The organism is Peredibacter sp. HCB2-198 (assembly GCF_045999315.1).
In the GTDB taxonomy this organism is placed as follows: Bacteria; Bdellovibrionota; Bacteriovoracia; order Bacteriovoracales; family Bacteriovoracaceae; genus Peredibacter.
The window spans coordinates 3,108,096-3,120,245 of sequence record NZ_CP174607.1 but is presented as its reverse complement, the minus strand read 5'-3'; the positions used below and the strand labels follow the sequence as shown (position 1 = coordinate 3,120,245).

The 12,150-nt window shown below is 43.7% G+C and carries 13 protein-coding genes; 8 read left to right on the top strand and 5 right to left on the bottom strand.

Features of this window, described 5'->3' with window-relative positions:
- The first annotated feature begins 73 nt into the window (after window positions 1-73).
- A complete protein-coding gene (locus ACJVC5_RS15800; protein ID WP_408096503.1) occupies window positions 74-976 on the top strand; it encodes a hypothetical protein in 903 nt (300 codons plus the stop codon).
- A gap of 46 nt (window positions 977-1,022) precedes the next feature.
- Here the strand turns inward: ACJVC5_RS15800 and ACJVC5_RS15795 are convergent, their stop codons facing one another.
- Complete coding sequence (locus ACJVC5_RS15795; protein WP_408096502.1) at window positions 1,023-1,778, bottom strand: alpha/beta fold hydrolase; 756 nt, start codon at window positions 1,776-1,778, stop codon at window positions 1,023-1,025.
- 23 nt (window positions 1,779-1,801) lie between these two features.
- On the opposite strand from ACJVC5_RS15795, the gene ACJVC5_RS15790 reads away from it, so the two are divergent.
- The 5 genes from ACJVC5_RS15790 to ACJVC5_RS15770 all read left to right on the top strand — a co-directional run bounded on the left by ACJVC5_RS15790 (window position 1,802) and on the right by ACJVC5_RS15770 (window position 6,180).
- Window positions 1,802-2,542, top strand: a complete 741-nt coding sequence (locus ACJVC5_RS15790; protein WP_408096501.1) for a class I SAM-dependent methyltransferase — start codon at window positions 1,802-1,804, stop codon at window positions 2,540-2,542.
- Window positions 2,543-2,628: 86 nt separating this feature from the next.
- Entirely contained in the window at window positions 2,629-2,889 is a 261-nt protein-coding gene (locus ACJVC5_RS15785) for an HPF/RaiA family ribosome-associated protein (RefSeq protein WP_408096500.1), read from the top strand.
- 12 nt (window positions 2,890-2,901) lie between these two features.
- Window positions 2,902-4,581, top strand: coding sequence for an AMP-binding protein (locus ACJVC5_RS15780; RefSeq protein WP_408096499.1), 1,680 nt, complete (start codon window positions 2,902-2,904; stop codon window positions 4,579-4,581).
- 133 nt (window positions 4,582-4,714) lie between these two features.
- Window positions 4,715-5,485: a S1 family serine peptidase gene (locus tag ACJVC5_RS15775; protein ID WP_408096498.1), complete on the top strand. Its 771-nt coding sequence runs from the start codon at window positions 4,715-4,717 to the stop codon at window positions 5,483-5,485.
- Window positions 5,486-5,712: 227 nt separating this feature from the next.
- Entirely contained in the window at window positions 5,713-6,180 is a 468-nt protein-coding gene (locus ACJVC5_RS15770; RefSeq protein WP_408096497.1) for a GNAT family N-acetyltransferase, read from the top strand.
- Window positions 6,181-6,193: 13 nt separating this feature from the next.
- On the opposite strand, the gene ACJVC5_RS15765 is transcribed toward ACJVC5_RS15770, so the two are convergent.
- Window positions 6,194-8,008, bottom strand: coding sequence for a sensor histidine kinase (locus tag ACJVC5_RS15765; protein WP_408096496.1), 1,815 nt, complete (start codon window positions 8,006-8,008; stop codon window positions 6,194-6,196).
- A 73-nt stretch (window positions 8,009-8,081) separates the two neighbouring features.
- On the opposite strand from ACJVC5_RS15765, the gene ACJVC5_RS15760 reads away from it, so the two are divergent.
- Window positions 8,082-8,474 carry a response regulator gene (locus tag ACJVC5_RS15760; protein WP_408096495.1) on the top strand — a complete coding sequence of 131 codons (393 nt, stop codon included), beginning with the start codon at window positions 8,082-8,084 and terminating at the stop codon, window positions 8,472-8,474.
- Here ACJVC5_RS15760 and ACJVC5_RS15755 read toward each other — a convergent pair.
- Window positions 8,464-9,090, bottom strand: a complete 627-nt coding sequence (locus ACJVC5_RS15755) for a helix-turn-helix transcriptional regulator (protein ID WP_408096494.1) — start codon at window positions 9,088-9,090, stop codon at window positions 8,464-8,466. The two genes, ACJVC5_RS15760 and ACJVC5_RS15755, sit on opposite strands and share 11 nt — an antisense overlap.
- A 92-nt stretch (window positions 9,091-9,182) precedes the next feature.
- On the opposite strand from ACJVC5_RS15755, the gene ACJVC5_RS15750 reads away from it, so the two are divergent.
- On the top strand, window positions 9,183-9,719 hold the full coding sequence (locus ACJVC5_RS15750; RefSeq protein WP_408096493.1) for a hypothetical protein: 537 nt from the start codon (window positions 9,183-9,185) through the stop codon (window positions 9,717-9,719).
- A gap of 39 nt (window positions 9,720-9,758) precedes the next feature.
- On the opposite strand, the gene ACJVC5_RS15745 is transcribed toward ACJVC5_RS15750, so the two are convergent.
- Window positions 9,759-10,235: a hypothetical protein gene (locus ACJVC5_RS15745; RefSeq protein WP_408096492.1), complete on the bottom strand. Its 477-nt coding sequence runs from the start codon at window positions 10,233-10,235 to the stop codon at window positions 9,759-9,761.
- Window positions 10,232-12,061 carry a glycoside hydrolase family 15 protein gene (locus tag ACJVC5_RS15740; protein ID WP_408096491.1) on the bottom strand — a complete coding sequence of 610 codons (1,830 nt, stop codon included), beginning with the start codon at window positions 12,059-12,061 and terminating at the stop codon, window positions 10,232-10,234. Before ACJVC5_RS15740 ends, ACJVC5_RS15745 begins: the two co-directional genes overlap by 4 nt.
- Window positions 12,062-12,150 lie beyond the last annotated feature (89 nt).

The following is a 12,150-nucleotide window of genomic DNA, read 5'->3' as shown; positions in this document are numbered from 1 at the left end:
TAAGCCGCCTTTTCTGAATCAACGGTTCAAATGCAAGTCCTGTGGGGAACAGTTTTCAAGTAATACATTTACCTTGGACTTTCGAAAGCGCTTGGCAAATCTCGCCGAAAAAGTTCTTCATCAATCCATGAGCGGAGTGAGTAACAACACTATCGCAAGACTCCTGAAAGTGAATGAAGGTACAGTTCGTGATCGACTAAAAACGATGGCACGGCAGTCTTTGATTTTTGAGAAGGAGTACTTTCCAAGAACACTCAATGAAAATGTTGCCTATGATGGCTTTGAGACCTTCACTCATTCTCAGTTCTCTCCCTGTTACATCAACACCGCGGTTGGAAGTCATTCTATGTTCATTTATCACAACACATTCTCACCACTAAATCGCAAAGGGCGAATGACCGAGGAGCAGAAGAGAAAGAATCGCGAACTCATTATGAAGTATGGCCTTTACCCTCAGAGTTCAGTCTATGAAGAGTCCATTTATGTACTGAAAAATTTGTCTTCAATGGGCGGTGGAAAAACTCTTTACTCTGATGAGCATAAGGCGTACGAGCGAGCGATTCGAAGTTTTGACTTTCGGATGGAGCACGTGACAATTAACTCTGAAGTTAAACGGGATCCATCGAATCCATTGTTTCCGATAAATAGATTGCACAATTTGTATCGTCACTTTTTGTCTTCACAAAAACGCGAGACCATTGCCTTTCAAAAGCACGAAGCAGGACTTCTTGAGAAGATTCAACTCATGAAAATCTACCGGAATTTCATGAACACGAAGTTTGTGAAGAAGATCAAATTTGATCCTCACGCTCACGAATGGTCACCGGCAATGTATGTGGGAGTCGCAGACAAAGTGATGAGTTTTGAAGACGTTTTTGGGATCAGAAAATTAAAGACACAAGTAAAACTAGACGAGAGAGAAATGAACTTTATGAACCGCATTTACCCGTTTTCAAGACAAACAATCGCTGCCTAAAGCAAAAAGTCCCGCCGAAGCAGGACTTTTTTTGGGATATTTATCCTCAGTTAGATGCGAACAATTTAATTTTTAAAGCGACCCATTTCGGATCATCCACGGTGAGGTCATGACCTCCCGTTGGATGTTCTATGATGGGAAGGTTCCATTTCTTTGCAATGGACCTTGAGCAATCCACACTCACCATACGGTCTTTAGTTGAAGCAATGATGAGTAAAGGAACGGGAGGCGTGAATTTACCCACATTAAAACATGCCCCTGCAAGAAGCTGTTTGAAGGTGTTTGCGGTACTCACGGGTCTCTCTCGTTGAATGACTTCCCATGAATCCAGGGTCTCATTGAAAACTTCTTTATGATTAGTCACTAATTCCAAAATGCGGGATTCTTTGACTCTGCCTTTTAAGACCGGGACCTTTAAAAGATGAAAGAAGGCTTTGGGCATGAGGCGCTTGTGGACTGGCGAGATGCCACCGAAACTGGTGTTAATGAGTGTTGCCCTGGCGAAGTCCAGTGGATATTTTCTAAGCCACTCAACGGTAATCATTCCACCCAGTGAAATGGCGATGAGGTTTGGCTCTAGATTTGGATCTCGATTTTTCAGATAATCCCGACGCATTTCTTCAACCATTTTTGAAACAGAGAGTGGAGAAGGGGATTTGAAGTAGTCACCCGCACCGGGAATATCAATGGTCGTGATTTTCGATCCAGGAAAAGCCTCTTCTAGATGATGAATGAAATGACCCCAGTGTCCTTTTTCTCGGATAAGACCACGAATAAGATAAAATTGTTTTTGCTTAGTCATAGGGAGCATTCTACACTTTTTCTATGAGTTTACAGGAATACTACGAAGATTCATACAACATGGAACGCGGGCGTGGAGCATCGGAACTTCTGCATGAGGTGACCACTTACTCCAAGGGCCTTTTCAATTTGGTGACTGAATCAAAAGATCGCTTCCTCCCAAATCTTGACTGGAATGGTTTAAAAGTTCTTGAAACCGGAGCGGGTAGGGGAGGACTTGGACTTCTTCTCGCTCGTCTGGGGGCCAAGGTCACACTCGTAGATTTCTCCCCTACTGCTTTAGATCAGGCAAAAAATATTTTTGCTCTTGAAGGTCATGAGGTCACCACGGTGGTTGGGGACGTCACTCATCCGGACCTTGAGCTTAACCAGAAGTATGACTTGATCGTTGATTCCCATCTTCTTCATTGCCTGACCGAAGACCCGGACCGAGCAAGTTATTATCGCTTAATCACAGATCATCTGGCCCCGGGTGGAATTTTTGTGGCCGAAACCATGGTTCATCGAAAGAAGCTCTATATCCCAGACGGATTTATGTTCGATGAACGAAACGTTCTGTGGCAAATGTTTGGGAAGTGGACTCCTGTGAGACGTATTCTTGATTCTCTGGATTTAGAAAGAGAGCTCAATGAGGCCCATTTCAATATTGTGTATTTTTACTATTATGGACAGTACGGTTTTGTTCCCCATCGCAGCTTCATGGACATACCGGCAGAAATACTGCCCGCAGCTGTTCGCATGGTTTTACAAAACAAACCGGAATAGTCGGCCAACTTAAAATATTTTAACGTTAATACTCTAAGTCATTGTGTCTAAGCTCCTATAATAAAAGACTCAACAAGGAGCAAAATATGAACGTCAATATCACCTTTCGCCACATGGAGCACACACCTGCCCTTGATCAAGTCATTCGCGATAAGTCTGAAAAATTCGTGAAGTGGTTTGGGCCACAAGCTGATATTCGTTGGACTTGTTGGAAAGATGGCGTTGATCATTGTTCAGAAGTTTCTGTCCATGCTGGCCATCAGGAATACTTTGCTAAAGCACATTCTGATGACCTTTACAAAACATTCGATATTATCGTTCAAAAAATACAGAATCAAATGAAGTAACCGGAGACAAAAATGACGAAAATCTGGCACAAAGCTTACGATCCAGGAGTTCCTCACGAGATTAATCCCGCTGAGTATTCTTCGATTAACGAGGTTCTAGAAATCAGTTTTACAAAGTACAAAAGTAATCCTGCATTTCACAACATGGGAACAACTCTTACTTATGGTGAGATTGATTTACTAAGCCGCAAATTCGCAAGCTATCTTCAGAATGATCTTCATCTGCAGAAGGGTGATCGTGTGGCCATCATGATGCCAAACATTCTTCAATACCCTGTGGCCCTGTTTGGTATTCTTCGTGCGGGGATGATCGCGGTGAACGTAAACCCGCTTTATACTCCTCGCGAACTTGAGCACCAGTTAAAAGATGCGGACGTAAAGACCATCGTTATTTTTGCTAACTCTGCTCACGTTCTTCAGAAAGTGCTTAAGAACACTCCTGTTAAGAATGTTCTCATCACTCAGATTGGTGATTATCTGAAATTTCCGAAAAACTACATCGTGAATTTCGTGATTAAAAATGTAAAAAAGATGGTTCCGGAGTTTGATATTCCAAGTGCCATTGACTTTAAGGCCGCAGTTGAGAAAGGTGACGCTGGTTCATTCAGAAAACCTCAAGTGAAGCTGGAAGATATTGCTTTCCTTCAATACACCGGTGGTACAACTGGTGTGGCGAAAGGTGCCATTCTCACTCACAAAAATATCGTGGCCAACATGGTTCAGGCCCGCGCTTGGATCAAAGATTACATTACAGAAGGGAAGGAGATTATTATCACTCCACTTCCGCTGTATCACATCTTCTCTTTGACTGCGAACTGCTTCATCTTCAGTTCAATCGGAGCTCTTAACGTTCTGATCACTAACCCAAGAGATATTCCTGGTTTCGTGAAAGAACTTTCTAAGTGGAAATTCACGGCCTTCACTGGTGTGAACACACTCTTTAATGGTCTACTTAATAATGAAGGTTTCAGAAAACTGGATTTCTCTCACCTACGTTTGACCTTAGGTGGTGGTATGGCCGTTCAGAAAGCAGTTGCTGAACGGTGGAAGCAAGTCACTGGCCGCCCTCTGATTGAGGCCTACGGTCTGACTGAGACTTCTCCGGCCGCTTGTATTAACCCAATGACTCTTAAAGAGTATAACGGCTTCATTGGTCTACCGATCTCTTCTACTGACGTAGAAATTAAAGATGATAACGGCAAGACAGTTCCTCTAGGTGAGATCGGCGAGCTTTGTATTCGTGGTCCTCAGGTAATGGCCGGTTACTATAATCGCCCTGAAGAAACCGCGAAAGTGATGACTCAAGACGGTTTCTTTAAGACTGGTGACCTGGGTTTCATGACTGAGCAAGGATTCGTTAAGATCGTTGATCGTAAGAAAGACATGATCCTTGTTTCGGGCTTCAACGTTTATCCAAATGAACTTGAAGACGTGGTTGTTCAGCACGAGAAAGTTCTCGAAGTTGCGGCGATTGGTATGCCAGACGAGAAGTCAGGCGAAGTGGTGAAACTTTTTGTTGTGAAAAAAGATGAATCATTAACGAGTGAAGAACTGATGAAGTTCTGTCGTGAGCATCTCACAAGCTATAAAGTTCCAAAGGCGATTGAGTTCCGTAAGGAGCTTCCGAAGTCGAACGTAGGTAAGATCCTTCGTAAAGATCTTCGTGCCGAAGTTTTGGCCGCTAAAAAATAATTCATTTCACGGGGACCAACCACAGGTCCCCATTTTTTACAAGCCCCTGTTCAATTTTTCCTGCATCTCACGCGTCATAAAACTCCACTGAGACAATTAAGGCTCCTAGAAAACTTTTTCAAAAGAGTCTTAGATGAAAACAAAACTTTTCGGTGCCCTTGTATTCAGTTCTTTCCTTGCTGGCCAGGCCTTTGCTGGCGATAAAATCGTTGGTGGTGTTAAGGTAACTGACCTTAAAGAAACTCCATATATGGTAAGCCTTAGTGGTGCTTGCGGCGGTAGTATCATCGCTTCAAACTGGGTCCTAACGGCCGCTCATTGCGCTGGTTACTTCTCTGAGGTGAAAGGTGGCGTGCTTAATCTTAAAGAGCAAGGTGTGACTGTAAAAGTTAAAAGAGTGATCAAACACCCTAAGTATAATCGTAATACGTTCAGCAATGACTACGCTCTGGTTGAGCTTGCTGAAAAAATTGATTTCAGAACAACTGGTCTTAAAGCTGTGAAGCTTGCGACTCCAAAATTTGCTTCAGAAGGAAATCAAGCTCCAGGTGTGGACGCTACTGTTTACGGTTTTGGTAACCTTGCTGAAAACCGTCAGAACTACGCTAAAGATCTTAACAAAGTTATTGTTCCAATCGTTTCTCATGAAGAGGCCAACAGTGCTGAGTCTTACGATGGTGCAATTGACGATACAATGATCCCTGCTGGCTATGCGGCCGGTGGTAAAGATTCTTGCCAAGGTGATTCAGGTGGTCCACTAGTTGTTTTCGATCACAGAAACGATCCGGTTCAAATCGGTGTTGTAAGCTGGGGTGAAGGCTGTGCGGGCGCCAATAAGTATGGCATTTACTCGAACGTTTCTGGTGCTTATGAGTGGATTAAAACAACAACTGGTGCTCTGTAGGACCAATTGTTAATTGATTCCTAAAACTTAAGAGGTGTTTCGCAATCTGTCAGCTAATGTAAGAAAAGATTTATTTCCTCTTTTCATTAGGTAACCTTAAGATTGTTGTAAGCAAAACATTTAAGAATCAAGGACGATTACAGACGAGAGAGGGATTTCTCGCCTTAAAAGAATTAGCCGAATTGGGCCACTGTGCAGGTGGCCCTTTTTTTTGCCTGGAAATTATCATGAACATTCGTCTTTATCAAAAATCGGATTCACTTCCGCTGGCGGAGTTATTTTTCAATACGATTCGTACTGTGAATCGCCAGCATTACTCTGATGAACAAGTAAAAACGTGGGCACCAGATCTATCGACCTGGGACATGCAGGCCTGGGAGAAGAAATTCGAAAATAAGTGGGTTTTTGTGGCCCAGGAAGGTGAAGAGTTGGCCGGCTTTGGAGAGTTAGAACCCAATGGCCACATTGATCGTTTTTATATTGCTGAGTCCGCAGTTGGAAAAGGTGTAGGGCGACTCATTTATAAGGCGATTGAAGAAAAGGCGAAAGAGCAAAAGATCACGCGCTTGTTTGTTGAGGCGAGTATTACCGCGAGGCCATTTTTTCAGAAGATGGGATTTGAACTTGTGAAAGAGCAGGTGGTTGAGAGGAATGGAGTTAAGTTCACTAACTTTGTGATGAAAAAATACTTTTAGTATTTCCTTGAAGTCACATCGACCAATAAGGCAGCACCACGGTAAACACCGTGCCCTTTTCAGGCCCACTTTCTACAGTGATTTGTCCTTTGTGCTGTTCCACTATTTTCTGACTGATGTAGAGACCCAAACCAAAACCCCCAAAATTAAACTCCGAGACTGCGCGACCGAATTTTTCGAAAATGCGGTTTCTGTCTTGTGAATCAATACCAATACCATGGTCCCGTATTTCAATTTTTATGCCTTCTTTTTTAGAAGTTGCAAAGATCTCAATAGGGCGGTTGTTTCCGAATTTAATGGCATTGCTTATGAGATTGTGAAAAAGCTTTTCAATTTTTTTTCTTTCCCAATGGCCAATGCAAGGACCTTCAAAATTTAAATCCAGAGTAGAGCCACTGTGCTGAAGCGTTCCCTTTAGATCTTCCAGGACCTCCGTGATTAATTCTCTCAGATCGACCTCTTCAATGTGCAATTGCCCTACGAGTGAATTTTGTCGGGAAGCGAAGAGGAGATCTTCCACCAGTTGCTGAATTTTTCGGCCCTGTGAAAGGGCCATGTTGATGGCACTATTTATCTCTTCAGGTGTGGATTTATTCTTTGTCTCCCCACGGTTCACTTTAAGCAGAAGTTGCAGCTGAAATAAGATGACGGTAAGGGGTGTACGAAATTCATGGGCCGCGATCGTAAGAAACGTTTCGCGGGCCTTGCCGGCCTCTTCCGCCAGAAGGCGAGCGTTCTTTTCTTCTACCAAAAGGCGATCTCTTTCTAGTTCGGCGACATGACGTTTTCTGATATTGATAATCAGAAAGATGTTCAGCACCAGTAGGGTGAGAATGGTGACGATGGCGATGATGATATGACGAGCGTATTTTTTGTAGATGGGTTCCGGATAATTAATCAGGATAGCATCACTTGTGGCCCCACTTTGAGGGATATGAAACCTCTCCATTTGTTGATAGTCCAAGTAATAACGAGAGGTGCTTTCTGTCACAATGGGAGGGGTCTCTCCTCGCAGGACTTTCTTAGTCAGCTCCGCTGCCATTTTACCTTGAAGATACCCATCAAGCAGCCACCCACCAACGATGCCGTAACCTAATTGCATGTCCCACATGCCATAAAAAGGGACATGGCCATGTTGGCTAATTAAACGAATCGCCTCTCGTGAAGTGAACTTTTCCCCCGTGCTGTCCATTGTAAAGTTCGTAATCAAAATGAGCGCGTCGCTGCGAAGTTCGCCCACTCTGATTAAAATTTGCTGCATCGGAAGATCATGCAAAACAGTGAATCGCACCTTGTCTTCCCAGCGAGGAAGCAATCTTTTTAATTCTTGAAGGAGATTTTTGCTAATGTCGGTGGAATCTAAAATGATCGCGATTTCTTTTGTTGCAGGGTGAATTTTGAGCATCTGATCAATTGTTTTTACATAATCGACTGCTTCAACGACACCAGTTAAGCGATCTTCCTTAGCATATTGAGAGGGATGATAATCATTGATCCCGGTGAAAATGACCCAGGCCCCTGGAAATAATTCCCGACGCAAATCGAGCACCATATCAAGTGCGACATTATCCGTAGTGATCACCACGTCCCAATGCTTATGAGAGTACTTTAGGCGCAATTGTTCTTTAAAATGATCTAAGTTCTTTTGAGTGGGATAGTTCTTCCAATCAAGAAACTCAACTGGGATTTCTCTATCGGGAAACGCCTTATCAAATGTCTTCTGAATCCCTTCCATTTGAAATTTCGTCCAAGGGAAACTCTGTGAATAAGAGTTAATAATAAGTATTTCTGGACGTTCATTGGCCACTGCACGGTCAATAACTGACATGCATACAAACCAGGATGCCAATAAAATGAAAAGACTGTTCATCATTTGGTTTTAATATAGTAAATTTGAATTTATGACAATGTCTTTACCAGAAACATCACAAACGATTTTGATTGTAGATGATGATGAATATATTCGCGAAATGCTTCTTATGGCCTTCAAAATGGAAGGTTATCAGGCCGTGGCAGTCGCTAATGGTAAAGAAGCGATTGATTGGTTACGCATTTCACCTCTACCGTGCTTGATCCTCCTAGACCTTATGATGCCAGTGATGAATGGGCGGGAGTTTCTTGATGCTATAGACAAAGATCCGATGTTTTCTGATAAGGCCCTTACTATTGTCATGATTACGGCCTTCACCGTTGATAAGGTTCATCCACGCCTAAGTGGTTTTTTAAGTAAGCCCGTTGAGCTAGATCAGCTGCTAGGGATCATTGCCCGTTATTGTCGTTGTTCTACTTCTTAATACAAAACCGACAAGTCTCACCACCTCGGGCAATACAACTTTCTAACTTCACCTTGAATCCCGAGGCCTCTTCAATAAACTGAACATCAAACTGACAAAGCTCGGGATGCTCTTTTGCTACTGAATGATAGACACAATTTGTGGCCTCTAAGATGGCCCCTTTCCTTAAATCTGTTTGTTTAAGAAAGGCCCTGTATCCAAGCTCATTTAGGGCCTTGGTTATTTCTATAAGTAAATCAGCGCTCGATTTATCTTTAAATCGAGTGGCCATTGATCCGGCCACTTTCTTGGCCAGATCTTTCATAATTCTCGCCACCATTTTTGGTCCCAGGTCCTCGGCCAGAAGTTCTAGTAGCACACTGGATAACCAGGAGTATTGTCTGGGAAAGGCCTCATGGCCTTCAGGAGAAAGGAAGTAACTGCGTTTTGGACGACCGACTAAACCTTTACTGTCTTTATGGGCAATATAGCCGAGTCGCTCGACTTTAAGGAGGTGCTCTTTAGCGGCGGTTTTGGTGACTTCTAAGTGGGATGCTAAATCTTCCAATGTAGCACCTTCGGGTTTATTCAAAAGGTATTCTAAAATTTTCTTCTGATTCCCATGCAAATTGATCATACGCACCTATTTAAACAGTTTAAACAGTATTTTCTGTTTTTATTGTTAGTTAGATAATACTCCTAGGTTCACAAACAGCAAGGAGATAAATCATGGACACCGTAGTAAAGCCGCAAACACACTTTGGATTAGCAAAGTCTAAAACAGAGTCGAAGAATAAAGTTCTGGCAGGAATTGTCACAGGTCAGATTGCAGGGTTGATTATGGCCGTGGTTGTGATGTTAGTATTTGCTTTATTCTTAGGAAAAAATCCTCTGTATCCAGTGCAAGTAATTGGTTCAACTCTTCTTGGCGAGAAGGCCCTACAGGGAACCAACTTTCTTGCCATTCTCACCGGACTTGTTCTGCATCAGCTTGGGCCATCTCTTTTATGGGGTGTTGTCTATGGATATATGTCAACGAAAGTAGATACAACCACTTCACGAAATGCTCTTGTCTATGGACTCATACTCGGAGTTGTTTCGATGGTCGGTCCTTACTTCTTAATTCCATTCGTGATGAACACTCTTCAGGGTGTAGACTTTTGGAACCGGGAAGTTCCAATGTTCTGGGACTGGGCCGCGCACATCGTATTCGGTGCTAGTTTTGTGTTGTATCCAAAGGTTTTGAGCAAGATCAATAAGGCCTAATCTTATTTGAATCAAGGGCAAGCTTCGGCTTGCTCTTGTTTATAAACGTCCAGAAAAAAATCCTAATATCCCACCGTAAATAATGTGAGCAGCATAAGTCGCAAGTGGTGTTCCTTTTCCATAATTTAAAACAAAAAATCCTGGGGGCTCCAGCATACGAGTCGGCTCTGGCCCTCTTTCCTCAGTGGCCATTCTAGGGTGAAGATTTGAGACCACACCCATGCCGGCGGTCAATACGAAGGTCGCATGAACCAAACCAATCAGGGCCCCAAACCACCAGTGGTGAAGTCCAGTATCTTCAAAAGCAAGAGAATAAATAATGGCAAAGATCCACCCCATGCAAACATGGGCAAGGAACCCTGTCCAATTGGCCTTATGGCGGTCAGATGTCCAGAGGGTACCAAGCATAAAAGGAATGTCTATTCTGGTTAAATGAAGTCCTCTGCAGATGACTAGAACACTGGTTAAGGCGACCGTGGCGGCAAATCCCCAGAGAAGTACAAAAGGCAGGTTCATAAACTGACTCCCCGTTGATTCATTTCATGTGTCAATGTGATGGCCGCATTAATAAGTCCTGTATGACTGAAGGCCTGAGGATAATTTCCCAGAAAATCTCCGGTTGCTGGTTCAATCTCCTCGGACATGAGACCCAGGGAGTTTGATTGTGTCAGCATATTTTCAAACCACTCTTTTGCTTCCTCAATTCTTCCGGCCCGGGCGAGGGCCTGAACCATCCAGAAATTGCAAAGACTAAAGGCCCCTTCCTTTCCTGGTAGTCCATCGTCCACTGAACGATAGCGATAAATGAGTCCATCATGGGACAGTTCTTTTATGATGGTATTGATGGTGTTCTCCATCCTCTTACTGTCGGCCTCACAATAACCTACCAAAGGCAAGACGAGACTGCTGGCATCTATTTCTGGGCGATCAAAAGCGCGAGTATAGGAGTTGATGGTTTCGTTATAGCCATAGTGCTCGATTTCTTCTTTAATTTTGTCCGCCACCATTTTGAATTTCTCGACGGGAGCTTCCCAGCCATAAAGGTCCGCGAGTTTTGTCACTCGATCCAGGGCCACCCAGGCGAGGGCCTTGGAATGAGTGTGATGGACTTTTTCTGAACGAACTTCCCAGATGCCTTCATCGGGCCTGTGCCAAAGTTCACAAACAATTTTTCCCATATTGATCACAAAGTCCCGGGTGATCTTATCAAACTCCTTACTTGAGGGAGCGAAGTAATAAATGGCATTCAGGACCTCACCATAAACGTCCAGCTGAAACTGCAAATCAGCGGCGTTTCCGACTCGGACTGGGCGCGAATGAAGATAACCAGAGAGCCAAGGCAGTTCTTCTTCAGGAATTTTAGATTCACCATAGAGATCATACAGGACCTTGACCATGGGTTTGGTGAGATGAGTGGTGTGAAGGAGCCAGTAAATGTAGGCCCGGGCCTCCTCGACAAACCCAGTGGCGAGAAAAGAGCGAACAGTAAATGAGGCGTCTCGTAGCCAGCAATAACGATAGTCCCAGTTGCGCACACCTCCAGCTCTCTCAGGAAGAGAAGTGGTCGGTGCCGCTATAATGGCCCCGGATGGAGCGAAGGCCAGGAGTTTTAAGGCAAGAACACTCCGTTTGACTTGATCTTTATAGAGGCCTTCGAAGGTGCATTGGGAAATCCATCTTTTCCAAAAATCAATCGTTGAATGGTAGCGTTTCTGGGTCTCTTGAAGAGAAGGAATGATGGCCGGTGCGACGGTTGAATAGGTAAGCGAAAATTGAAATTCAGTTCCTGCATCAAGATGAAAGTCAGCGGTCACATAGGCCCGATTATCAATTTTTGTGATGGTGATGTCTTGAAAGGGAATGGTGGTCTGAAGAAAAAGAGTTTCCGATCCATAATCGCATCGGATGACGGACTTGCCGAGCATGGAGATACTCACGGCCTTTTTCCCATAGTGGGGACGTGGCTCAAAGTGCAGACGAAATTTCATAGCGCCAGAGGTCCCTCTTAAGAGTCGCAGAATTTCATGCTGAGGAAGAAGAATCCGTCGTTTCTCTTCTTCGGTGGTGACCGTGAAACAATCAATCAGATCTGATTGTCCCTCCTCACTAATAAAAGTTGTCTTAAGCACATTTGTGTCATCGAGGTACTCTTGAGTGGCATTGTGTTGATTCAGCGGAGTCAAAGAAAATTTTCCACCAACTTGGTCGTCTAATATGGAGGCAAATATGCTTGGAGAGTCGAAGCGAGGCAAGCAACACCAGGCAATATCTCCCGTTTTAGAGACCAGAGCGCTGGTTCTGCAATTCCCAATTAAACCGTGATCTGAAATTTTGACGGTCATAAAAAACCTTCGTCCTTTCAAGTTTCCAGTGTCATTGAATTACGGGCCTTGCTCAAGGCACATGGCTTTAAGAGGAGAATTCATTATCA